This is a genomic window from Pseudoalteromonas sp. SG44-8 (genome assembly GCF_014164125.1).
GTDB lineage: Bacteria > Pseudomonadota > Gammaproteobacteria > Enterobacterales > Alteromonadaceae > Pseudoalteromonas > Pseudoalteromonas rhizosphaerae.
This window is the reverse complement of sequence record NZ_JACJEQ010000004.1, coordinates 174342-199475: the sequence shown is the minus strand read 5'-3', so window position 1 is coordinate 199475 and position 25134 is coordinate 174342. Positions and strand designations below refer to the sequence as shown.

Here is a 25134-nt window from a genome sequence, read left to right as displayed (position 1 = left end):
TTAGTGACCCTAAGCATAGTCTATTTTCACCCAACTAAAAGTCATAATTCCATGATAAAATTCTGTTATATAAACACTCAACCACGATTAAAAATGTGTTTTTAAACGTGCCAATTGCTCTTCACTGTAAGGCACGGCGGGATACTTCCCCCATACTGGCGCAGGCCATGCGACATCGGTTTTATAGCGGGCAATATGATGAATATGTAACTGTGGAACCATGTTACCAAGAGCCGCGACATTTAGTTTATCTGGATTAAGTACCTCCTTGAGTAGCCGACTTAACTTCGCTGACTCTTGCATTAGCAATACCTGTTCAGACTCGCTTAGATCAATGCTCTCTTTTAAATTCGCTTTACGAGGCACTAAAATAAACCACGGGTATTGACTATCATTCATAAGTAACACTTTGCATAATGGCCAATCGGCCAGTTCAATACAATCACGTGCAAGTTCTGGGGCTAAAGAGAATTCAACGGTCATTTTTATTCCTTACAAATTAAGTGCATTACATTTTCGCTACTTTATAGCATTTAGTTGCAGTTGCCCACGCTTGGCTTTACCATCGTTGCAGTTTTTATTCGAGCGAAGGTAAACACGTGTTAAAAAAAATTAAACACCTCTCATACTTGCTACCTTTGGTGGCAACAGCCATCACAGTGCAAGCTAAGCCTCTTACTTTAGAACGTATTTTTGATGATCCAAGTTTAGCGGGTAAAGCACCTGTACAGCTTAAGTTTTCACCAGACGGTAGCCGAGTTACCTACCTGCAAGGTAAAAGCGACGATTACAACCGTTATGATTTATGGGAATATAATTTAAAAGATAACAAAAATCGTATTTTAGTCGACTCTGCCAAACTTTTTTCAGGCCCCGAAAACCTCTCAGACGAAGAAAAAGCACGCCGTGAGCGCCAACGTATTTTTGGTAAAGGTATTTTAGAATACAAATGGTCTAAAGACGGTAAAGCCTTGTTATTTCCACTTAATGGTGACCTCTATTATTACGAGCTAGGAGCAGGAAAAAGCCGTAAACTGACCGATACTGAGGCATTTGAAACCGACGCACGCTTTTCACCAAAAGGAAACTTTGTCTCGTTTGTCCGTGAACAAAATCTTTATGCGCTAAATCTTAAATCAGGTAAAGAAATTCAGCTGAGTAAAGATGGCGGCGGTGTGATCAAAAACGCCATGGCGGAGTTTGTCGCGCAAGAAGAAATGGGCCGAATGACAGGTTATTGGTGGTCTGGTGATGAATCAAAAATAGCCTTCACTCGCATTGACGAAAGCCCAGTTAAAGAAGCTATCCGCAATGAAATTTACGCTGATGAAGTGAAACTGTTTAACCAACGCTACCCATTTACCGGCACTAATAATGTAAAAATTCAACTTGGTGTGGTTAAGCTCGATAATCAAAAAACTGATTGGGTTGATTTAGGTAAAGACGAAGACATTTACATTGCCCGTGCAAAATGGTTAGAAGATGACAAAACCCTATCATATCAGTGGCAAAACCGCTCACAGCACAACTTAGAATTGCGCTTTTATAACAGCGAAACAACAGAGCAAAAAGTCGCCTTAACAGAAACTAGTGATACCTGGATCAACTTACATTTTGATCTACAGTTTTTGAAAGACAAAAAACATTTTGTTTGGGCCTCTGAGCGCAATGGCTTTAAGCATTTATATCTATATCGTACCAATGGTAAGTTAGTGCGTCAGATCACCGATGGTGACTGGGTGGTTGATAGCTTAAAAGGTATTGATGAGAAAAAAGGCATTGTCTACTTTGCCGGACGCAAAGACACGCCTTTGGAAAGCCAGCTATACAGTGTTCCACTGTTTAAAAAGGGCGATATTAAACGTATCACTGAGCAAGGTGCTTATCACAATGTGGTAATGGCAAAAGACAGTAAAACTTTTATTGATAACAGTTCATCGGTCAACAAGCCAAACTCAGCTGCACTGCGTAAAGTAAACGGTGAATTTGTTACTTGGTTAGAACAAAATAAACTTGATGAAAACCATCCTCTGACCCCTTATCTTGCTGATCTAGCTGAGCCTGAATATGGCACTTTGACTGCTGATGATGGTCAAGTGATGCACTATCGTTTATTTAAACCTGCAACGGTAAATGATGGTAAAAAACACCCTGTTCTTGTCAATGTCTATGGCGGCCCGCACGCACAACGCGTAACCAATAGTTGGCGCAGCAAAAACTTATATTTCCAATATATGGCACAGCAAGGTTATGTAGTGTTCCAATTAGATAACCGTGGTTCGTATAATCGTGGTAAAAAGTTTGAAGATGCCATTTACAAACATTTAGGTGTGGTTGAAGTGGCTGATCAAATAAAAGGCGTCGAATTTTTACGTACGCTTGATTATGTTGACCCACAACGTATTGGTATTTATGGTCACAGTTACGGTGGCTATATGGCATTAATGACCATGTTTAAAGCTGGTCATTATTTTCAAGCAGGCGTATCTGGAGCGCCAGTGACTGATTGGGCACTGTATGATACTCACTATACCGAGCGTTATTTAGGACATCCTGATACAAATGCCAAAGGCTATGTAGACAGTGCGGTATTTCCATACGCAGATGGCTTGAAAGGGCCATTAATGATCTACCATGGTATGGCCGACGATAACGTATTGTTTACCCATGCCACTAAGTTATTTAAACAATTGCAAGATAACGAAAAGCAATTTGAAATGATGACTTATCCTGGTTCCAAGCACAGCTTACGGGGTAAACAAGTGCAAACTCACTTGCATCAAACAATCACTAACTTCTTTAATCGTCATTTTGATGTAGAGTAAATCAGTAATGACCGCATAAAGGCTGATTGAAAAATCAGCCTTTTTTTTGACTTAATGATAATCCTATTTATTTAAAAACTTTAGACCAAAACAAGGGACAGTTAACTAGATTTTAAAGTAATATTTACTACGCTTAATATATGCGCGCCTTCTGCGAGCACTTCTAAAGGATTTTTTATGTCGTACCTACGCCGTTTTACTATTTTTCAGCGCTTAGCTATTTTGGTAAGTTTGGTCGTTGTTGGTTTACTTTTTTTAAGTATTACTAGTTTAACTCAGCAATATGGTTCACTCAAAGCAGGCCAATATACGAAAACTAAAAATCTGGTTGAAGCTGCTTATAGCGTTATTACCCATTATCATTCATTACAACAAAGCGGCGAACTCACCGAGCAACAAGCCCAACAAGGTGCTCTAGCTACAATAGCTAGTATTCGCTATGACAATGACAATTACTTCTGGATCAATAATTTTCAGCCAGCCATGGTTATGCATCCTTTTAAACCAGAATTAAACGGTAAATCACTCAGCAACAGTAAAGACCCAGATGGCGTACCGTTATTTGTTGAAATGGTTAAAATAGTTAAGCAAAGTGGTGAAGGTTTTATCCCTTACAAATGGCCTAAACCAGGTAAAGATCAACCAGTTGATAAAATAGCCTATGTGAAAGGTTTTACCCCGTGGCAATGGATAGTCGGTTCAGGTGTTTATATTGATACTATTGATAACGCTTTTGCCAGCTTACGGAATTTAGTTATTCTCAATGCCGCAGTGATTATTTTGCTATTAATTAGTTTAAGTTACTTAATCGCCAGAAGTATTTTACTGCCAACTCGGCTTGCTGCAAATATGATGAAAAGTATCTCTCAAGGTGAAGGGGATTTAACCCAAACCTTAGATGAAAATGGTAATGATGAGGTATCACGATTATCTCGCCACTTTAATTTATTTACTACCAAAATGCGTGAGTCACTTAAACAAGTGGCAAATAATGCCAATGATGTTAACCAGCATGCCCAAACAGTGGATGATGCGAGTAAAACCAATCATTCTTTTATTGAACTGCAAAACGATAGCTCAACGCAAGTCGCTGCAGCAATGGAGCAAATGACCCACCAAATTCATGATGTAAGTCGCAATGCCGAAGCGGCTGAACAAGCCGCTAACCAAGCCGCGGTGAATGCATCTGAAGGTAAAGAAGTCGTTGCTAAAACAATTCAATCCATAGAAACACTGTCCAAAAACATTGAAACTGTGAGTCAAGTTACCGCTGATTTAGCTCAAGAAAGTAATAATATAGGATCGGTACTAGACGTGATCCGCGGTATTGCGGAGCAAACCAATTTACTGGCACTCAATGCTGCAATCGAAGCGGCACGTGCTGGCGAACAAGGCCGAGGGTTTGCCGTTGTAGCTGATGAAGTACGCACTCTTGCAAGTCGCACAGGCAAGAGCACAGACGAAATTCAGGCGATGATAGCCAAATTACAAAAAGGCGCACAGGCGGCTGTAGAGGCGGTAACAGCTAGCCAACAATTATCCACCAGCACAGTACAACAAGCTGGCTCTGCCAATACCTCATTAACTGAAATTGAACGTCTGGTGTCGGTTATCACCGATATGAATGGTCAAATAGCCCGTGCGACTGAGCAACAATCAAGTGCTGCGGATGAAGTCAATTTGCGAATTAATGAACTATCGCAATCAACCGAACAATCTCTGGCCAATACATCACAACTTTCTGGTGCAAGCGATAATCTTAAACACAGTAGCCAACAGCTAACTGATGTGGTTAATCGCTTTAAATTAGATTAATTAACAAAAACAAATTACAAAAAAGCCCCGTCATTTTATATGACGGGGCTGTTGTATTTAATACTGCTTATTATAAGCAGTAACGAGCAAATAAACTGCTTAAGCCTGCTGCAGTTGGTTTACCGTGCTGCCAATCACCACCTTCAACACCACTACCGGCAATATCCATATGCACATAAGGTAAAGGCTGTGCTGACTCACAACCATGCTTATCAAGGCCACCAACAATAGCTAAAAATGCCATAGGGAACTGATGACCACGTGCGGTAACTGCTGATGCTGCATTGTTACTTGATAATACGTCATCAGCTAAAGTACGCGGTTTAATAAAATCATAGTCTTCGCGACGGCTGCGAGAAACTTCTGCACCATCAGCCCATAAGTCACCACTGTCAGCCAGCTTACGAGAAATATTAGCCGCACGTGCAGGGCCATTTTCAACGTATGCACTGTAAGGTCCCATTGCACGAGCTGCATGTCCGGTTAACGTTGCGACCGTAAAGATTTCAGGATTAACTTCTCCTTTTGCTAAATCTTTCATCTCGCTGAGTAAATCCCCCATAGCTAAGCGCCCTTCTGCATCCGTATTACCGATGCGAACACGTACGCCCTCACGGCTAGTAATAATTTCATCTGGTACAAAACAATCAGAACCAATTGAATTACGAACTACCGCTAAGTAAGCAATAACTTTAACTCCTTGTGGTTGAAAGTCTGCCACTGATTTCATAAAACCAGCAACAGAGGCTGCGCCGCCTTTATCACGGCTCATACCGGCCATATGCCCGCCCACTTTTAAATCGGCACCACCGGTGTCATATACTAAGCCTTTACCGACAAACATTAAGGTACGTGTTACTTCGCCCTCTGGTACATATTCAAGTTTTACAACACGAGGGTGATGACGCTCAACCGCATATGAAGCGCGAGCCACGGTACTCATCATCGGGTACTCTTTATCAATCGTGGCAATATCTGCAATCACTGCAACATTGACCTTGCTGCCTTTAAATAAATCTACACAGTAATCAGCAAAACGTGGTGGCGCCATACGCTCAGGCTCAGTGCCACATAAATCACGAGCAGCATACTGCCCTGCGGCAATGGCATTTACTGCTTTAATTGTTTGCTCATTAGCACCAAACAAGGCTATTTGAGTGATCGGTTCAATGCTTTCACCATGAAACTCGCGCGCCTCAAGCGGCTGCCACAACGCTTGGCAAGCACCAAGATAAGCAACTTCTAAGGCATACTGATAACGGCTATCTTGGCTTGCTTGTGGTAAGTAAATAGCAGGTTTTGTACTGCCTGATGCTTTAGCTTCATTGATAGCCAATTTAGCTGCATCAAAATAACGACGTACATCGTCATAATCACGATTTAATGGACCTGTCGGCGCTAAAATTACCCTTTTAGAATCAACAACAAGCAGCGTGACTTGCTTACCAATACGTGCATCAACCGCCATTTGCGCTTTAATAGCTTGGCTTAGATTCGGGTCGTCTAACTCAGAAAAGTTATCGGCAATAATAATAAGCGCATCATGTTTTGCGTTATCTAATTGCGGGGCTGCAACTGCGTGAGGATATGCCATAAAAAAAGGTCCTGTTGTCAAAATACGTAGGAGCTTATTATCATTGATTTAAATAGCTATTGCCAGCAATGTACGACGAGCTAACATAACGCTGGCAACTTGGAGTTACAGTGTAAAATACAGCAGTTACTCACTGCCCACTTATCATTTATTGAAGCAAATAGCGCGCAGTATCTTAATCTAATATACTCAGCTGTACATGTTGCTGCGGTTCATTTTTAACACCGACCCCTACACCGAGTAACCGCACTGGCTGCTGCAAGCCACGTTGATATGCTTTGCTCAGCAGCTCAGCCAAGATAGTTTCATCAAGTCGGTGGCAAGTTTGATCGGCCGATGTCACCACAAAATTAGCAAACTTCACTTTGACACTGAGTTTATTTATGCGTTGCTCTAATTGCTGTTTTGTTAATCGACGTTGAAGCTCAGCCAATAATATTGGCAATTGATCTAAACACGCTTGTAAGCTGGTTTTATTATATTCATAGGTATGCTCAACACTGAGCGATTTACGGGTACGTTCTGTGGATACTTTACCAATATGTAAACCGGCACATTTTTGATACAGCGAGACCCCAAAGTTACCAACGTGTTGCTGCATCCAATTAACCCCTTTAGCGCGCACATCAGCACCGGTGTATAAGCCTTTTAAATTGAGTTTTTCAAGGGTAACCTTACCGACCCCGGGTATTTTACCCAAAGGTAATTGCGCTAAAAAGTCATCCACTTGCTCAGGCAATACTACAAATTGACCATTCGGTTTATTTTCATCACTGGCAATTTTGGCAATAAATTTTATCGGCGCAATTCCAGCCGAAGCAGTTAAACCGGTGGCTGCAAAAATATCGGCGCGGATCTGCTCTGCCATTAAGGTCGCACTACCATGGCATGCATTACTGTCAGTCACATCAAGGTAAGCTTCATCTAAAGAAAGAGGCTCGATAAGGTCGGTATAGTGCTGAAATACAGCACGAATTTGCGAAGAGGCTTGTTTATAAACTTGCATACGCCCTGGTACAATCACTAAATCTGGGCATAATTGTTTAGCACGGTAGTTAGACATCGCAGAGCGCACACCGTATTCGCGGGCGATGTAATTTGCTGTAGAGAGCACTCCACGGCGACTATTGCCACCAATTGCCAAAGGTACATTAGCAAGCGCGGGGTTATCGCGCATTTCGACCGCTGCATAAAAGCAATCCATGTCAATATGAATAAACTTTTTCATTCCTCAAACCAAGCACTGTACAAATGAACAGTTATTATTCATTAAGTTTGATTTATTAGCAAGTCATCAGCTCGATGATTCTTGCTGTGAGGATTTTTTACGATTAAATAACCTCGCACCGAATAACCAAAAAGCACCTTCTAAAATAAAACCAACTACGATTAGTATCACCATCCCAGAAGCATTACTCATCGCATAACAAACGAATGCCAAACAGATCACCACCAGTAGCGCTAAGCGTTTCATTATTTTTGCTGTCACTGTATTCATAATTAGCTCCTTTAAATCAGATTAAAGTATTCATTTACGTAACCGTGAACTACTAAAACTAGCACATTTTCACTGTTTTCCTAATTTTCTTGAGCTAAACAGCACCAATTGCTAATCTACGTTTTTACTTTAAAGAGCTGTCGAATATGCAATCATTCATAGAACAACATCCTATCCATACAGCAATTAATGTTGCTTGGGGAGAAATGGATGCCTTACAACATGTCAATAATGTGGTGTATTTTCGTTATTTTGAAACTGCTCGAATTGATTTTTTTAATCAAATAAATTTACTCGAAGATTTACAAACAACAGGTATTGGTCCTGTGATTAGTGAAAATAACGCGCGTTATAAACGCCCAGTCACATTTCCTGATACAGTGTTGGTAGGCGTTACCATCAGTGATATTCAAAAAGACCGTTTTATGATGCACTACAGCGTATTTAGCCAAGCGCAAAATGCCTTGACTACATTAGGGTCATCGCAAGTGGTGATGTTTAATTTTAAAACGGGTAAGAAAGCACAATTAAGTGAGCCATTATTGGCTGCATTACATAAGTACAGCCGAGAATCATAAAAGTAAGGAATCATTATGCGTTACAACCCACTTGGTAGCAGTGGTCTAAATGTGTCTCGTGTATGCTTAGGCAGCATGACGTGGGGCGTACAAAATAATCAAGCAGATGCTGATGAGCAAATTGCTTATGCCTTAGAGCATGGCGTAAACTTCATTGATACTGCAGAAATGTATGCCATACCTCCCACTCCTGATACCTACGGAAAGACAGAGCAAATTATCGGTAATTGGTTAGCGCGTAATCCAGGTAAGCGAGACGATATTGTGCTCGCCACTAAAATTGCTGGCAATGGCCTAGCTTGGATACGCGATGGCGGCGATATTACTCGTCAAGCAGTCGTTCATGCAGTTGACGAGTCATTAAAACGCCTACAAACCGATGTAATTGATTTATACCAACTGCATTGGCCGAATCGTCAATCACCGCACTTTAGCAAACATTGGCCAGGTATGATCCGTTTTAGTGACGCTAATACAGAGCAACACACAGCGGGTATGCTCGATATTCTTGAAGGTTTAAACGACTGTGTTAAAGCTGGTAAAATTAAACATTGTGGTCTCTCTGACGACACGCCATGGGGTATTAGCCAATTTTTACGGTTAAGTGAACAACACAATTTACCGCGCATGGTCTCTATTCAAAATGAATTTAGTTTATTACACGCTAAAGATTGGCCTTATCTAATAGAGCAATGTATTCACGAAGATATTGCTTATTTACCTTGGTCACCCTTAGCAGGCGGTATGTTAAGTGGTAAATATTTAAATAGCGCACGTCCCGATGGTAGCCGCTGGACACTGGTGCAGCGTAATGGTTTATTCCGTGACACAGCGCAATCTCAACAAGCAATCAGCCACTATGTTGAAATTGCCCAGCAATACCAAATAACCCCAGCACAATTAGCGCTTGCATGGTGTGACCAAGTTGATGGCGTTACTTCTTCAATTATTGGTGCAACCAGCTTGGTACAACTAAAAGATGACATTGCCGCGTTCAACATCGAATTAAGTGAACAAGCTCTAACTGATATCGGTAATGTATTTAAGCAATACCCAATGCCATTTTAATCAATAAAGCCCAATCATTATCAATGCTTGGGCTTTCCACCGGATTAAAATACTTGAAAAACGACTTCTCACAAATAGTGAATCAAAAAAACACCACTAAAGTATTAAAAAATCAACTTACCGTAATAACTTACCAGTCTTTAGTAGCGCAAAATATTAGTTATTGTATACTCGATTTAAATTATTAGCGGATAAAGTAAATATAGCTATGCGTATTGTCTATTACATCGTTGCATTATTCTCTTTTTTTTCAAGCGTCTATGTACTTGCTAATACTACCGATGAAGTAACCCATATAACTTGGCTACAAAGCAATACAGCGCCTTTTCATCTGGCCAAAACAGCACAAACTCCCGATGGTGGCTTATGTGATTACTTAGTCGAACAGCTCATCAGTGAATTACCCGATATAAAGCATACCCGCCTCATGTTGCCGCAAAAACGTATAGGTAAGTACCTCGATGAAGGTCAACAAGCATGTTTCCCTTGTATGATCCATCGTAAAGTTAACACCCCGCGAGTGTTCTACTCGGTGCCAACTACGGTGTACCCACCATTTGCTATCATTGCCTCAGCTAAAACAGCGAAAGTAATTAGCCAACAACACAGTTCACCGATAAATTTAGTTAAACTACTGACAGATAATAAATTTATTTTTGGTCAATCCGCTGCGCGTAAATTTACTCCAGAGTTAAATACCATCGCTCGAAATACTAAAAGCGACCAACATACATCATTAAGTTGGAACAGTGAAAACGAAAGCAGCTCGGTGATCAATCGGCTCAATCATGGGTATATTGATTACACTATCGACTATCCTTTTTTAGCCGATTACTACAACCGCTTCAGCGAATTTGATAATGTAGTAACCTTACCTATTGCCGATCACGCCGATAAGCTGGTTTTAGGTGCGATTGGCTGCTCAACCAATGCCCCTAATAATTTTGCTAATAATGCTTTAAAAAAAATAAATCGAGTGCTAACAAATAGCATACTGCCGTCTGCAAAGTACCAGCAAACACAGCGTGTATTGCTTGAAAATACCTTTGCAGAGTTTGATCAACAATATCAACAACAGATATTAAAACTTACTCAGCCAACCACTCTTGCTGAACCAATAAGTCTGAGCCCAAGTGTAACTGAGCAATAAATTTACTTCCTGCGTTCACAGCTCCTACCCCTGCAGGTGTGCCAGTCATAATAATATCGCCATCAATTAAAGTCATAAACTCACTAACTTGGGCTGAAATAACCGCAGGTTTATAAAGCATTAACTCAACGCCGCCTTGTTGTCGCACCTTATTATCTATCAGTAAGGTTAAGCTTAAATGCTCAATAGCTTGTTCGTCTATTTGTACAAACTCACTAAACAATGCAGAGCCATCAAAGGCTTTCGCGCGTTCCCACGGTAAACCGCTGGCTTTTAATTTACTCTGTAAATCTCGCTTAGTTAAATCCAGTCCCACCGCCACAGCAGCTAAACAGCCATTGTTAACTTGAAAACAAATTTCAGTCTCAAAATGTAATTGCTCATCCTTATGAGTACACATTAAGGTATTTGTTATCGCGCTTGGCGGCTTTAAAAACACCACCATTTCGTCTGCCTCTTGATTACCAAGCTCAGCAATATGCGCAGCATAGTTACGACCAATACAAATGACTTTTGATGGATTCACTGGTTTCATTTCGATCTTTCCTATTCAATAAAAAGCAGCCTAGACTACTTTTTATGACGTTTATTGGCAATTAACTTCGTATTGCTATTTATCTAGATCGATGTCACTGGTATTAAGATCAACAAAGGCATTACTGGCATGAAATAACCTCAGTAGATACATGCTCGCTGGTGATGTTGAGTTTCGCAATCGATACCTGCCATGGCGCAGCTGTACTTAACTGCCAAGGTGAAAATACTTGACCTAAATTAACACCTTGCTGTGCAAAACACCGTAAATCAATGTTTAAAGTCTGCCATTCGTTGGTTGCATTTAGCTGCTTAGCAATATCCAATTTACCTTGGCAATCATCACCACATTGCATACCAAGCCAAAGCGGGGCATCGGCACTTTGCTCAACCTTAATTTGCATTTGTAATTGCCCTGCTTTTTCAACAAACGAACGTAAATCAGATGGGAATGCCGCACTTAAACGCACTGCTGCTAGTTCATCGCCGCTGAAGGTAATTGCACGCGCATCTTCTTGAACGTCTTTATCAAAGGTTTTAACGCTAACAGCTCCGATTGATTCGCGACTACTTGCCATCACTTTTTGCTGCTCACCACTTTGTAAATGCAGACTCCATGGCGCTTTAACCGCGCGCTCAAACAATACTAAATCATCAAGCTGCTGTGATATTCCTGTTTGCTTAACAAGATCATCTTGCAAGGTGTTTTTATCTGAATAAGTTAAGCCAAAACCATACGGTAATAATGGCGAATAATCTTTATCACCACGATTTTCGTTATCAACTGGGTTATTCGGCCAAGAAAACGACAGCTTGCCTTTAAAATCATGATTTACTGAGCCATCTACATTTGCAAATAACACATCGCTAATTGCATCCCCTTCGCTACCTGGCAACCACGTCGCGACAAACGCATCACTGGCATTAAGTTCTGCGTTTACCCACATTGGGCGGCCGCTAATAAATAATGATACAACGGGAATACCGGCTTGCTTTAATTTTCGCAGTAGCGCTAAATCCGTTTTATTACCCCGCTGATATTCAAGATTATCTAAATCCCCATTGCCTTCTGCGTAAGGTTGCTCACCAAATACTACAATAGCGACATCTGGACGAGTATTGAACTCACCGTTTAAGTCATGCTGAACTTGCCCGCCCGCTTGCTTAACAGTGTGTTCAATACCATCCAAAATCGACGTGCCACCTGGGAAATCGCTATTTTGATTCCCCGTACCTTGCCAAGTAATGCTCCAACCGCCAGATTGCATACCGATATTATCAGCACCTAGACCAGCTACTAACACATTTGCTTTTGGCGAAAGCGGCAGTAACTGTTGTTTGTTTTTTAGGAGTACTAAAGATTCGCGAACTGCTTGTTTTGCGATTTTACGATGTTCAGCACTACCAATGACCTCTGTTTTTCCTGAAAGTGGACGATTTGCAGGACTTGGTTTATCAAATAAACCCGCACGCATTTTTACTCTCAGAATACGCGTTACCGCATCATCAATTCGTGATTGCGCAATTGTGCCATTGTTAACTTGTGCGATAAGGTTTTCATAAAGTGGCTTCCATGCATCAGTAGGCACCATGTATACATCAAGGCCGGCATTAGCGGCTTGTGCACAGTTTCCATTGGTACAACCAGGAATTTGTCCATGACCATTCCAATCACCCACAACAAAGCCATCAAAACCCATTTTGCCTTTTAGCACATCAGTTAAGAGATATTTACTGCCATGGATTTTTTCGCCATGCCAGCTATTAAACGACGCCATAACTGTTTGTGCTCCAGCACCTAAGCCTCCCACATAACCTTGCGCATGAATGGTAAATAACTCTGCTTCGCTGGTAATATTATTACCTTGGTCATCACCGCCTTGTGTACCACCATCACCAATAAAATGCTTAACCGTACTGATCACCCGTTTATCTGATAAAAAGTCTTGATCAACTGCGCCTTGTAAGCCTTTTACTATTGCGGCTGAATAATCTCTAACAATTTGTGGATCTTCTGAATACCCTTCATAAGTGCGGCCCCAGCGGTCATCTCGTACCACAGCAACGGTAGGTGCAAACACCCAATCTATACCGGTTACCATCACTTCTTGCGCGGTCGCTGCAGCAATTTTTTCAATCAATTGTGGATTGTTAGCCGCACCTAAACCGATATTGTGTGGAAATAACGTCGCACCAATAACATTATTATGACCATGAACTGCATCGGTTCCCCACATAGTTGGGATACGGCTACCATCAAGGGAATCATCTACTGATGCTTGGTACATTTTTTCGGCTAGTTCAATCCAATCAGCAGCCGTGGCATGTTTATTATTATTAGGAAAAGCCCCACCGCCATTAAGGTAAGAACCAAAACCATATTGACGCATATCTTCCACTGTAATATCGCGAATTTCAGGTTGGATCATCTGGGCTATTTTTTGTTCTAAGCTCATTGAGCCGAGCAAGTCAGCAATTTTTTTCTCCATATTGGCATCGTCTTTAACACCGCTTTTGATCATCGGCCAAATATCATTGGTCGCTGCTGTTTGTTCTGATTGCGAACAGCCATTCATCGCCATTGCTGCAATCATCATTACCAAAAGAGTACGTGGTTTTGTTATTGTCATGTTGTCCACCTAGTTATCAATGACGAGTTGAGGTTGTTACTTTTGAGCCAAATAGCGCAAAGTAAGTAATATATAAATAGCAGCCGATCGGCAGTAATAGTGCTAATTGCACACCAAAATTGTCAGCTAGGACGCCTTGTAATAATGGAATAATTGCACCACCGACAATAGCTAAGCATAAAATACCTGAACCCTGAGAGGTATATTTGCCAAGGCCTTGTAGGGCTAAACTGAAGATGGTTGGGAACATAATTGAGTTACATAATCCGACCAACAAAATAGCCCACATTGCTAATGCCCCTTGTCCTGTCATCGCCATTAACACCAGTACCATGGCAAGTAGTGCATGACATGCCAATACCTTACCTGCATTGAGTTTTTGCATGATGGCAGCACCAATAAAGCGACCTATCATGGCGCCAGCGAAGTAATAACTAATATAATGTGCTGCTTGCTGCTCAGTAAAACCCGCAATATGATCTAAGGTTAAAAAGCCTACTAAAAAGCTGCCGATTGCGACTTCAGCACCGACATAAACAAAAATGCCAATGGCTCCTAAAATTAAATGGCGATACTGCCAAACACTACCTAAATCAATAAAGTTCTCAACATATTGATTTTCACTCTCAGCATCTGCTGCTTTGCCAAGTTTAGGTAATTTTAAAAAAGCAAAAATAACCGCAAGTACCAGCAAGCTTGCTGAAAGCATTAGATAAGGAAGTTTAACTTGCTCTGCGGTTGCTTGGCTGACTTCGGTTAGAATAAGCCAGCCACCAAAGATTGGCGCAACCGTAGTACCTAACGAATTAAATGCTTGGGTCATGGTTAAACGCGACGACGCTGTTTTTGCAGCGCCAAGTACGCTTACGTATGGATTGGCTGACACTTGTAAGATGGTAATCCCCGAGGCCAGTACAAATAGCGCCAATAAAAACAGCTCATAAACATGCGCTACGGCTGCGGGATAGAATAATGCACAACCAACCGCTGCCACCACCAAGCCCACCACAATACCAAATTGATAACCTATTTTACTCACCAACTTACCAGCGGGTATCGACATCACAAAATAAGCCCCAAAGAAACAAAATTGGATTAACATCGCTTGGGTATAATTGAGTGAAAACATCCCTTTTAAATAGGGGATCAGAATATCGTTTAGACACGTAATAAACCCCCACATAAAAAATAAGGTGGTCAACGACGTTAAAGCAAACGTTTGTTTGCCCATTGGTTGTAGGCTATGTTCATTCGTTGCCAAATTGTGTGTGACGTTTGCCATATTAAACTCTCTAATTATTTTAATTATCAGTTCGTTACGTTTATTAAAGTACTTTTTCATTACTTAAAAAAAGCAAATAATAGTTGCAACATAAAATGTAAGCGCTTACATTTATATCATATAAATCGAAATTAGCAATTTATTTACAAACATTCTGTAAGCGCTTCCATTTTAATAACTATGCTGCGCTTAATGTAAAAGTAATTGCCAAAACTGAATGTTAAAGGATGCACCTAATCGTGTTTAAAACTATTTCTCTGCCGCCTAGCTCTGCGCTACTTAAACCTCAGTTTACCTTTGGTGTAGCCACAGCCTCATTTCAAATTGAGGGAGCTCGCAACGCACGCCTGACATCTATTTGGGATACTTTTTGTGACCAACCAGGGGCTATCACCGACAATAGCAATGGCGATACAGCCTGTAACCATGTTGAACTATGGCAACAAGATATCGCAATGATTGCTGACTTAGCCGTTGATGCGTACCGATTATCTATTTCATGGCCGCGCGTATTGCATCAAGATGGCAGTATTAATCAGCAAGGCATTGGCTTTTATCGTGATTTATTAACGGCTTTAAAAGCACGCAACATCAAGACCTATGTCACCTTATATCACTGGGATCTACCCCAACACTTGGAAGATAACGGTGGCTGGTTAAACCGTGACACCGCCTATGCATTTGCTCACTATACTGATTTAGTTACCAAGCAGTTGACAGGTTTAGTTGACTCTTATGCGACTTTAAATGAACCTTTTTGCAGTGCCTATTTAGGCTATGAAGTGGGTGTACATGCACCCGGTATTAAAAGCCAACAAGCAGGTCGTCAGGCGGCTCATCATTTATTGTTAGCCCATGGTCTTGCCATGCAAGTACTGCGCGCCAATTGCCCTAATATAGAAGCTGGTATTGTTCTTAACTTCAGCCCAGCTTATCCAATGACAGAAAACGATACACAAGCAGCATTATTAGCCGATCAATATCACAATCAGTGGTATATCAAAGCAGTTTTAGAAGGTCAGTATCCGGCGCTTTTAAATAGCCTCAGTAGTGAAGTGCAACCCCATATAGCTGCTAATGATATGGCGATAATCAGTCAAAAAATCGACTTTATTGGCGTTAATTACTATACCCGCATACACTACAAAAACACTGATGATAACTGGTTTGCCGAAGCACAAATCAACAACATAGCTGTGACTGACATGGGCTGGGAAGTCTATCCACAAGGTTTAACTGAGTTGTTAGTATCATTAAATGAGCTATATCAACTACCTAAAGTTTATGTAACTGAAAATGGTGCGGCCATGGCAGATACACTACGAGATGGCCAAGTACTCGATACAGAGCGCGTTAGTTATTATCATACCCACCTCAATGCAGTGCATGACGCAGTTGAGCAAGGGGTTGATATACAAGGCTATTTTGCATGGAGCTTAATGGATAACTTTGAATGGGCATACGGCTATGAAAAACGCTTTGGTCTCGTTTATGTTGATTATGAAAACCAGCAACGCATACTAAAAGAGAGCGCAATACAATATCGCGCATTGCTCACACAGCGCAAAAAATAATAACAACATGAGTGCCAATTATGCTAACTAGAAAAGAAAAAATAGCCTATGGCTTAGGTGATACTGCAAGTAACATCATTTTTCAAACCGTGATGCTATTTTTAACTTTTTTCTATACCGATATATTTGGTATTTCTCCGGCCATCGTTGGTACTCTGTTCCTAGTGGTGCGAGTTATTGATGCAATCACCGATCCGTTAATGGGGGCGCTCACCGATGCAACCCGAACCAAATATGGTAGTTACCGGCCTTACCTATTGTGGCTCGCGATCCCGTTTGGGCTGGTTAGTGTAATTACTTTTACCACACCAGATTTAAACGCGACAGGAAAAGTCATCTACGCGTTTGTCACCTATACGCTATTAATGCTGGTTTATACCGCAATTAATATTCCTTATTCAGCTTTGGGTGGAGTACTAAGTCGCGATCCGAGTGAACGCGTATCCATTCAATCTTATCGTTTTGTATTTGGTATGCTCGGTGGCTTACTCGTCAGTGCTTGCACATTGCCATTAGTAAGCTGGTTTGGTAAAGGCGATAATGCTCTTGGCTATCAGCTTACTATGATACTGATGAGCTGTTTCGGTGTGATATTATTTTTGACCTGCTTTCGCTTTACTAAAGAACGCGTGGTTGCACCACAGCAACAAACCCTTAGCCTCAAAGCACAAATGGCAACGTTGTGGCAAAACGGTCCTTTTAAAATACTCTGTGGTGCTGCCATTATGCTGCTCACGAGTATGGTGCTGCGTACGACTTTAGCAATTTATTACGTAAAATATGTTCTTGGTGAAGGCGACTTAGTTACGCAATTTGTTACCTTGGGAATGATCGGTAATATCCTTGGCTGCGCCTGCGCACAACCACTGAGTAAACGGGTTGATAAAAAAGCAGCATATATATATCTCCAATACATCTCTGCGGCCATAAGCTGTTTTGCATTTTTCTTATCTGACGACCAATTAGTGCTCGCGTTTGCTGTCTATTTTTTATGGTGTTTTTTCACCCAAATGGCAACTCCATTGTTATGGGCAAAAATGGCAGATGCAATTGACTACGGACAATGGCAAAATGGCCATCGGCTAACTGGCTTGGTCTATGCAAGCGTGGTGTTCTTTATTAAACTAGGCCTTGCATTGGGCGGAGCTATTGCTGGTTGGTTACTGGCTTACTATGGCTATCAGGCTAACACTGAGCTTAATGAAGCAACTAAAGCCGGTATTTTAACCTCGTTTACACTGTTTCCTGCAATTGGTAGTGTACTTGTCGCGTTGATCATGAAAAGGTATATTCTTGATAATAATACCTTAGAGAAAATAAACGCTGATTTAGCCCAAAGAAGTAGTACTTAACAAGGAATATCATGGCGACCATTTATGAGGTGTCAAAACTTGCTGGGGTCTCATTAGCGACCGTTTCAAGGGTAATGAATAATAATACTAATGTCAGTGATGCAACGCGAAAAAAGGTAACCGTTGCGATGACACAGCTTGGTTACCGGCCTAATTCCATTGCACAATCTCTCGCATCTAACTGTTCAAATAGTGTTGGTTTATTAGTTTCCGAACTACAAGGCCCTTTCTATGGCCCAATGATGAGCGGCATTGAGACCGCTTTTCGTAAACAAAGCAAGCATGTGATCATTGCTGCAGGTCACAGTGACGAAGAACGTGAACAACAAGCAATCGAGTTTTTAATTAGTCGTAATTGTGATGGCTTAATTTTGCATGTTGAAGCAATTAGTGATGACTACTTAATAGAGTTGAGCAAAGGGAAAACTCCTTTTGTACTGATCAACCGATACATTCGCGAACTAGCATCGCGCTGCATTATTTTAAATAACGTAAAAGGCGGTTATTTAGCGGCTAAACACGTATTAGAGCAAGGCCATACGAATATCGCTTATATCAGCGGCCCACTGTGGAAACAAGATGCTCAAGATCGCCTTGCAGGGCACAAACAAGCTCTAGCAGAGCACAACATTAGTTTTAATGAGCAATTACTATATCAAGGTGATTTTATGGAAGACAGCGGCACTGCAGGCTTTCAGCATTTATATAACGGTAATTCAAAATTTACAGCGCTAATTTGTGCCAATGATGAAATGGCAACCGGCGCTATGGCCAGTGCCCGTGAGTCATCATTAATCTTGCCTGAGCAACTTTCTATTATGGGCTACGATAACGTATTTTTTACCCGTCATGTGTATCCACCACTTAGTACCGTCAATTACCCAATCAACGAAATGGGCCAAATGGCTGCTAACTGGATTTTAAGTGAGGTGTATAAAAAAACCACCCCAGCTTTACAAACTCTTTTTGAACCTGAGTTAGTGGTGCGTCAATCAATTATTACTAACCCTCAATAAGTTGGGTTAGTAATGCTAAATTAATCGGTTTAAGTAATACTTGCTCTATCTCAAGGAGTTCAATTTGCTTCGGATCTGGCTGTATACCACTGACGATTACTCGCTTTAGATCTGGATAATACTGCTTTGTATAACGAGCTAAATCCAAGCCACTGCCATCAGGCAAATGCATATCTAATAACACTTTATCAAATTGAGAGTCATTTTTTAGAATTGCTAAAGTATGCTCATAACTAGTTGCAACAACGGTTTCAACCCCTAAACTTTCCAGTAATAACTGGGTGATTTGCGCCGCATCTGCATCATCTTCAACCAATAAAAAACGCGCACAACTTTTTACTCGCGCTGGTTGCGCTAATTTATCAACGGGCTTATTAGCCGCCATAGAGTAATTAGTTAAGCACTGATAAAGTAAGCTTGAATCAACAGGTTTGCCTATCACATCGTTAAAACCCAGCGCCAATAACTCGCTATGTATACCTTTCATCGTGGCAGCAGTAAGCGCTATTACCGCCCCCTTAAAACCCATTTTTCTAAGTTCAATCGTGGTTTCTTTGCCCCCCATCACCGGCATATGAATATCTAAAAATATAATGTCGTACGGATCACCTTGCTGTTGTGCTTTAGTTACTTTATCAAGTGCTTGCTTACCGTGTTCAGCATAATCAACCTTTGCACCAGCAGAAGAGATCATATGCCCAACTAACACCCGTAAATCTCGTAAATCATCCACCACCAATACTCGGCCACTGACTTTACAAGGGGCCATTTTTTGCTGCATATTAGGTGTCAAATCGAGCTTTAATACACTGCGCTCTACATATTGAATATTGCCCGGATACACTGAAATAGTAAATTCAGATCCATGACCGATAGCAGACTCTAATGTGATCCCGCCCTGCATACGACTCAACAATTCAGAGCAAATAGCTAAACCTAACCCCGCGCCGCCAACTGAGCGCGATTCTACATCGGCTATTTGTTCAAATGGTTTGAATATAAGTGCTTGTTTCTCAGGGGCAATACCCATTCCAGAATCTTTAATACTAAAAAACAGCATTTCACGGCCATCAATAACTTTTGTCCATGCGCGAACAATGATATCGCCTTGCTCGGTGAACTTAATCGCATTATTGATGATATTAATTAAAATTTGCCGAAACCGTGTCGCATCAATACTAATTACAAGGGGCAAAGGTTGTAATGACTCAAAACGCAGCGACAGCCCTTTATCCAGCGCAGATACTCGCATTAAGGTAAACACATCAGCCATTAAACTATCAAGGTTGACATCACTGCAGCTGAGCTCCAGTTTATCGGCAGCTATTTTTGATAAATCGAGAACATCATTTAACAAGCTAAGTAGATGCTTACCATTACGATAAATAACCCCTAACTCATTATTGGCATGATTGTTAAATTCACTTTGCATAAGCAACTCGGTATAGCCCAAGATTGACGATAACGGAGTGCGTAGCTCATGGCTTAAATGTGCTAAAAAGCGGTCTTTAGAACGATTTTCGGCTTCTGCTTTGAGTCGTTCAAGGCGTTCATCTTCAACATCGCGTCGGGCTAATGCGTAGCGAATAGAGCGGGCAAAGCGACTTGAACTCATTTCACTTTTTACGAGGTAATCAACAGCTCCGGCATCCAAAGCGGCTAAATCAAGGGCGTCGTTTGATTGCCCTGTGAGCATAATGATAGGGCCATTAAAACCATTTTCTACAGCTTGCTTTAAAACTGCTAAGCCGTCTGAAGCCCCTAAGCGGTAATCAAGCAGGCAAATATCGTGCTGATTTTTACTCAGTACCTTAACTGCCTGCTTGGGATCACTGATCCACTCTATATCAAATGTATGCGAACTCAGCTGCTCTAGATAATCACAGGTTAAAATATAATCATCTTCATCGTCTTCAACAAGTAACAGTCTGGTTGCCTTATCTAACATAGCGTCTCCAGTTTTTTATTTAGTCATTAAACGTACTAGGTAACTCTACAAACTCCACCCAATACTTACCTAACGTTTTCATTAGTTCAACTAAGCCATCAAACGTAACTGGTTTAGTAATGTATGAAGCCGCGCCTAAATCGTAACCCTTAACCATGTCTTCCTCTTGCTTAGACGTGGTTAAAATAACTACAGGAATACCTTTTAAGTTTGAATTGCCTTTAATCGCTTGCAACGCTTCGCGTCCATCCATGCGTGGCATATTCAAATCCAATAAAATCAACCCAGGTCGTGGCGATGAGTTTTTGTCTTCAAACTTACCTTTACGCTCTAGGTACTCCAAAAGCTCCACACCATCTTCAACAAAGTATAACTCGTTTAATACACGGCTTTCAGCGAGTGCGTCTTGCGTTAATAAACGATCATCTTCATCATCATCAGCCATTAAAATGGTGATTGGCTTTACTTTAGAAAATGGCATTTAAGCCTCTCCTTGCAATGTGAAAAGCTCGCTTTCCACAGGTAGTTTTATGATGAAGGTTGCTCCCTCACCGGTTTCACTTTGTGCCGCTATCGTACCGCCGTGACGCTCTACAATACGTCGGCACACGGATAAACCAATCCCCGTGCCTTTATATTGCGAACGCCCATGCAGACGTTGAAACGGAACAAAAATTTTGTCGGTATATTCTGGCGCAAAACCAATACCGTTATCTTTCACTGTAATGATTTGCCATTCCAGCTCTGTATTATAATCATCATTAAATTCAGTATGATGCTGATACTCAATAGTGATAATTGGTGCCACATCTGGACGTCTAAATTTCACCGCATTTGAAATCAAATTCAAAAATAGCTGCTGCATTTGGCTCAGATCAGCTTGTATTACTGGCATTTCACCCACGTTGACCTGCGCATTTGACTCTTTAATCGCAATTTCTAAATCGCTTAGCACATCATCAAGTACTTGCTTTAAATCCGTATCGGCAAAGTCTTTACCACGTGTTGTCACTCGCGAAAACTCTAACAAGTCATTAATTAAATTAGACATTCTTTGCGCTGCATTTTTCATACGCGCGATATAATCAACACCTTTTTCACCCAATTCGTCTTTAAACATGGTTTCTAAGCGATCACTAAATGCTTGAATTTTGCGCAGTGGCTCTTGCAAATCATGACTCGCTACAAAGGCAAACTCTTCAAGCTCACGGTTACTGCGACTTAGTTCATCAGAGTACAAGGTCAGCTCTTGTGTACGCTCGGTCACTTTACTAGCCAGTGTTTCGTTTTGATATTCAAGTTCCTGCTGATATTTTGCCGCTGTATGTAAGTTAATACGCGTGAGCATAAACATACCAAGGATCAATAAAGCACTGGTTACGGCAGTAATTGCAAAAGTGAGTTTAGCTTCTTTTTTAATTTGCCCTAACTTTCGAAACTGCACAGTTTTAAAAGCAGATTCCGCATCTTGAATTTCATCAGCTAACACTCTAATTTGTTCGTAAAGCTTACGGCCTTGATGCGTCTCTAGTAAATAATGGGCACGTCGTTCTTTATCTGCTAACGCTAAATCAACGGTTCTGGTTAATACCGCAACTTTATCATCAACCAAAAATAGTAAACGCGCTACTTTATCTGCTTGGCCTGCAATTTCAGTACGTAAATTTTTAACCAGTGTAGCTTGTGAATTGAGCTGCATAATAGCGTCGTTGTAGGGTGCTAAATAATCTTTATCGCCCGTTAATAAGTAACCACGTTGTCCTGATTCTGCCTGCACAATTGAAAGGTGAAGCTTCTCAATTGCGGTGTTTAACATATTAGTATCATCTAAACGCTGTTGGGTTTGAGTCAGGCTTTGAATGGTATTCATTGCCAAAATCGCATTCCCCACCACAATACACAGCAGCACCGCGATAAAACTGGCCCAGGTTACCTTGACCTTACCTTGTTGCTTTTGCAGCTTCATTTATAATCCTTTTATATTATCTTATTCAACGACGCCGAGATTCGATATTTGTTCCAAGCTGTCACTGCATTGCTGACAATTACTTATTATTTTATCAAGTGCTGCCAATGCTTTTTCTTTTGGCATATCATTTTCTAGTACTAATTTGATCAATTCTGCATTCATCGATATACGATTCAGTGGTCCGCGTGCATCATGAATCAACTTATTGATTTTATCGTTATTAGCCATGCTACCCCTTTGTTGATTACTTGAGTTTAATTTAGCTATATTCGCCAATGCCACCATAGGCATTTAGACGGTTGTATAAAGTTTTAGTACTTATACCTAGCATTTGTGCTGCAAGCGTTTTATTGCCTTGTACTTTCTCCAACGTAGCGTGGATCAGCTCTTTTTCAACTTCTTCGATAGTTTGCCCTGCAGTCACTTGATTTGCTTGAGTTTGCTTATTCACTCGTGAAAATGGTGACTCTAAGTTATCTGGCAAAGTAATCGCTTTACCTTTTGGATCACTCATAATAAAAGCACGATGAATGCCGTGGCGCAGTTCTCGAACATTGCCTGGCCAATCATAGCTTTCAAGTAACTTTAATTGTGCAGTTTGCCATTGAAAGTCAGTATTATTTTCTTCGTTTAATTGATTTAAAAAAGCATTGGCTAATAAGGCAATATCTTCTTTTCTTTCACGCAATGGTGGAATATCAATAGGAAATACCGCTAACCGAAAGTAGATATCTTCACGAATAACATTATTTTGCGCTAAATCTTCTAATGAGCGGTTAGTCGCAGAAATAACTCGGCAATCTACCGCACTTTCTTTACTGCCACCTACTCGGGTTACTTTTTTAGTTTCTAACACTCGCAATAGATTAGGCTGCATATCTATTGGCATTTCAGTCACTTCGTCTAGAAATAATGTTCCGCCGGTTGCTTGTTCAAACACCCCATCTTTACGGGCAATAGCGCCAGTAAACGCGCCTTTCTCATGGCCAAATAATTCGCTACCAATAAGTTCTTTCGATAACGCACCGCAGTTAGTAGCCACCAAAGGTCCTGTACATGCGCTAGCATTATGAATCGCTTGTGCGACAACTTCTTTACCAGCACCACTTTCACCCATTAACATTACGTTGGCGTTGGTGTTAGCAACGCGCTCAATCATGGTATACAAATGCTGCATTTGCGGCGATTCACCTATTAAGGTGCCAAAATGCTTTTTAATACTTGGCTCGGCTTTTTTCTTAGCCGTGGTTTTTTTAGGGTTGAGAAGGCGCTCAATATCTTCGCGCTGCAAGGGCTTAACTAGATGACCAACGTTAGGCTCACACATTTCAGCCAACTTACCTTTGACTGAAGGATGACCTGAAATAAGGGTTATTTTTGGTTTTTGACCAATACTTTTAAGATGCTCAACCAAATGTAAACCACTTCCGTCAGGCAGCATAAAGTCTAACAATACATGGTCAAAGGTATTATTTACAAACCACTGCTCAGCCTCTGCTAAATTAGCAGCAGTATTAATGTTATGTCCTAAAAACTCTACGATATGACAAACGACATCACTAAACTCGCTATCATCATCAACTAACAGTATGTTTAACATGATAAATCCCTATGCTTATTATCATTGCCCAGCCCCACATCTTAACTGCCTTATTCTACAAAATCGATGCTTAACTGGAAATTTACGCTATCTAAATAGATTTAGATCTTTTTTGAGATATAATTTTTAAATTAAATTTTAAGGAACATTCTGATGCGCTTACTTAAAAGCACCGTTCATCCCAGTGTGAGTGCCAGCGAACCACGTCAATTTACTCGCCTAACGAGCCGTGCTATCGCCTTAAAAGGCACTGATATTTTATTAATGTACACTGCCCGCTATGAAGATTTCAGCTTGCCTGGCGGCGGCATTGATGAAGGTGAAAGCATAGAGCAAGGATTAATCCGCGAGCTACAAGAAGAAACTGGCGCACAAAACATCAAAGTACTCGGTGAATTTGGGCTTTATGAAGAATACCGCCCTTGGTATAAAGACGATTTTGCAGTGATCCATATAAAGTCTTATTGCTATTTTTGTAGTCTTGATACGCAATTAGGGCAAGCCCAACTAGAGCATTATGAGCAACAAAATGGCATGGTTGCTAAATGGGTTAACATTCATGATGCTATTGCTCATAATGAGCGAACGCTGGCAACCAGTGATAAACAAGGCCTATCAATCCTGCGCGAAACCTATTTACTAAAAGAGATTGCCAAACATATTACTAATTATTGATAACTATCACGCAGTAATAAGTTAGG

At 41.0% G+C, this 25134-nt stretch carries 21 protein-coding genes; 9 read left to right on the top strand and 12 right to left on the bottom strand.

Going from position 1 to position 25134, the window contains the following annotated elements; translation table 11 throughout:
* Positions 1-87 precede the first annotated feature (87 nt).
* Positions 88-483: an HIT domain-containing protein gene (locus H5163_RS05585; RefSeq protein ID WP_149981206.1), complete on the bottom strand. Its 396-nt coding sequence runs from the start codon at positions 481-483 to the stop codon at positions 88-90.
* Positions 484-599: 116 nt separating this feature from the next.
* Here H5163_RS05585 and H5163_RS05580 point away from each other — a divergent pair, with 116 nt between their 5' ends.
* Entirely contained in the window at positions 600-2825 is a 2226-nt protein-coding gene (locus H5163_RS05580; protein ID WP_182734628.1) for a S9 family peptidase, read from the top strand.
* Positions 2826-3002: 177 nt separating this feature from the next.
* Positions 3003-4640, top strand: coding sequence for a methyl-accepting chemotaxis protein (locus H5163_RS05575; RefSeq protein ID WP_182734626.1), 1638 nt, complete (start codon positions 3003-3005; stop codon positions 4638-4640).
* A 70-nt stretch (positions 4641-4710) separates the two neighbouring features.
* Here the strand turns inward: H5163_RS05575 and H5163_RS05570 are convergent, their stop codons facing one another.
* The 3 genes from H5163_RS05570 to H5163_RS05560 form a co-directional block, all read right to left on the bottom strand.
* A complete protein-coding gene (locus H5163_RS05570) occupies positions 4711-6234 on the bottom strand; it encodes a leucyl aminopeptidase family protein (RefSeq protein WP_182718306.1) in 1524 nt (507 codons plus the stop codon).
* A 175-nt stretch (positions 6235-6409) separates the two neighbouring features.
* Positions 6410-7462: a DNA polymerase IV gene (gene dinB / locus H5163_RS05565; RefSeq protein ID WP_182734624.1), complete on the bottom strand. Its 1053-nt coding sequence runs from the start codon at positions 7460-7462 to the stop codon at positions 6410-6412.
* Between the two features lie 66 nt (positions 7463-7528).
* Positions 7529-7732 (bottom strand): hypothetical protein, encoded by a 204-nt coding sequence (locus H5163_RS05560; RefSeq protein ID WP_182734623.1) that lies wholly within the window; start codon positions 7730-7732, stop codon positions 7529-7531.
* 146 nt (positions 7733-7878) lie between these two features.
* Here H5163_RS05560 and H5163_RS05555 point away from each other — a divergent pair, with 146 nt between their 5' ends.
* The 3 genes from H5163_RS05555 to H5163_RS05545 all read left to right on the top strand — a co-directional run bounded on the left by H5163_RS05555 (position 7879) and on the right by H5163_RS05545 (position 10528).
* A complete protein-coding gene (locus H5163_RS05555; protein WP_145241172.1) occupies positions 7879-8310 on the top strand; it encodes a thioesterase family protein in 432 nt (143 codons plus the stop codon).
* Positions 8311-8325: 15 nt separating this feature from the next.
* Positions 8326-9378 (top strand): aldo/keto reductase, encoded by a 1053-nt coding sequence (locus H5163_RS05550; RefSeq protein ID WP_145241174.1) that lies wholly within the window; start codon positions 8326-8328, stop codon positions 9376-9378.
* A gap of 208 nt (positions 9379-9586) precedes the next feature.
* Complete coding sequence (locus tag H5163_RS05545; RefSeq protein WP_182734622.1) at positions 9587-10528, top strand: ABC transporter substrate-binding protein; 942 nt, start codon at positions 9587-9589, stop codon at positions 10526-10528.
* Here the strand turns inward: H5163_RS05545 and H5163_RS05540 are convergent.
* The 3 genes from H5163_RS05540 to H5163_RS05530 all read right to left on the bottom strand — a co-directional run bounded on the left by H5163_RS05540 (position 10467) and on the right by H5163_RS05530 (position 14923).
* The gene (locus tag H5163_RS05540; protein WP_149981213.1) at positions 10467-11063 is read right to left on the bottom strand and encodes a fumarylacetoacetate hydrolase family protein; all 597 of its coding nucleotides are present in this window, start codon (positions 11061-11063) and stop codon (positions 10467-10469) included. The two genes, H5163_RS05545 and H5163_RS05540, sit on opposite strands and share 62 nt — an antisense overlap.
* Positions 11064-11184: 121 nt before the next feature.
* Complete coding sequence (locus H5163_RS05535) at positions 11185-13692, bottom strand: exo 1,3/1,4-beta-D-glucan glucohydrolase (protein WP_182734620.1); 2508 nt, start codon at positions 13690-13692, stop codon at positions 11185-11187.
* 16 nt (positions 13693-13708) lie between these two features.
* Positions 13709-14923, bottom strand: coding sequence for a sugar MFS transporter (locus H5163_RS05530; RefSeq protein WP_259397251.1), 1215 nt, complete (start codon positions 14921-14923; stop codon positions 13709-13711).
* 290 nt (positions 14924-15213) lie between these two features.
* Between H5163_RS05530 and H5163_RS05525 the strand changes: the two genes are divergently transcribed.
* From H5163_RS05525 to H5163_RS05515, 3 genes are read left to right on the top strand one after another with little or no spacing between them, the layout of a single operon-like run.
* On the top strand, positions 15214-16548 hold the full coding sequence (locus H5163_RS05525; RefSeq protein ID WP_145241184.1) for a GH1 family beta-glucosidase: 1335 nt from the start codon (positions 15214-15216) through the stop codon (positions 16546-16548).
* Positions 16549-16568: 20 nt separating this feature from the next.
* Complete coding sequence (locus H5163_RS05520) at positions 16569-17900, top strand: glycoside-pentoside-hexuronide (GPH):cation symporter (protein WP_182734619.1); 1332 nt, start codon at positions 16569-16571, stop codon at positions 17898-17900.
* Between the two features lie 11 nt (positions 17901-17911).
* Positions 17912-18916 (top strand): LacI family DNA-binding transcriptional regulator, encoded by a 1005-nt coding sequence (locus H5163_RS05515; protein WP_149981218.1) that lies wholly within the window; start codon positions 17912-17914, stop codon positions 18914-18916.
* On the opposite strand, the gene H5163_RS05510 is transcribed toward H5163_RS05515, so the two are convergent.
* The 5 genes from H5163_RS05510 to H5163_RS05490 are packed head-to-tail and all read right to left on the bottom strand — an operon-like array spanning position 18903 to position 24433.
* A complete protein-coding gene (locus H5163_RS05510) occupies positions 18903-20864 on the bottom strand; it encodes a hybrid sensor histidine kinase/response regulator (protein ID WP_182731821.1) in 1962 nt (653 codons plus the stop codon). The genes H5163_RS05515 and H5163_RS05510 overlap by 14 nt on opposite strands.
* A 19-nt stretch (positions 20865-20883) precedes the next feature.
* Positions 20884-21345 (bottom strand): response regulator, encoded by a 462-nt coding sequence (locus H5163_RS05505; protein ID WP_145241192.1) that lies wholly within the window; start codon positions 21343-21345, stop codon positions 20884-20886.
* Positions 21346-22830 carry an ATP-binding protein gene (locus H5163_RS05500; RefSeq protein WP_182734618.1) on the bottom strand — a complete coding sequence of 495 codons (1485 nt, stop codon included), beginning with the start codon at positions 22828-22830 and terminating at the stop codon, positions 21346-21348.
* 21 nt (positions 22831-22851) lie between these two features.
* A complete protein-coding gene (locus H5163_RS05495; protein WP_145241196.1) occupies positions 22852-23061 on the bottom strand; it encodes a histidine kinase in 210 nt (69 codons plus the stop codon).
* 31 nt (positions 23062-23092) lie between these two features.
* Positions 23093-24433: a sigma-54 dependent transcriptional regulator gene (locus tag H5163_RS05490; protein ID WP_182734616.1), complete on the bottom strand. Its 1341-nt coding sequence runs from the start codon at positions 24431-24433 to the stop codon at positions 23093-23095.
* Between the two features lie 153 nt (positions 24434-24586).
* Here H5163_RS05490 and H5163_RS05485 point away from each other — a divergent pair, with 153 nt between their 5' ends.
* Positions 24587-25108, top strand: coding sequence for an NUDIX hydrolase (locus H5163_RS05485; RefSeq protein ID WP_182734614.1), 522 nt, complete (start codon positions 24587-24589; stop codon positions 25106-25108).
* The last annotated feature ends 26 nt before the right edge of the window (positions 25109-25134 follow it).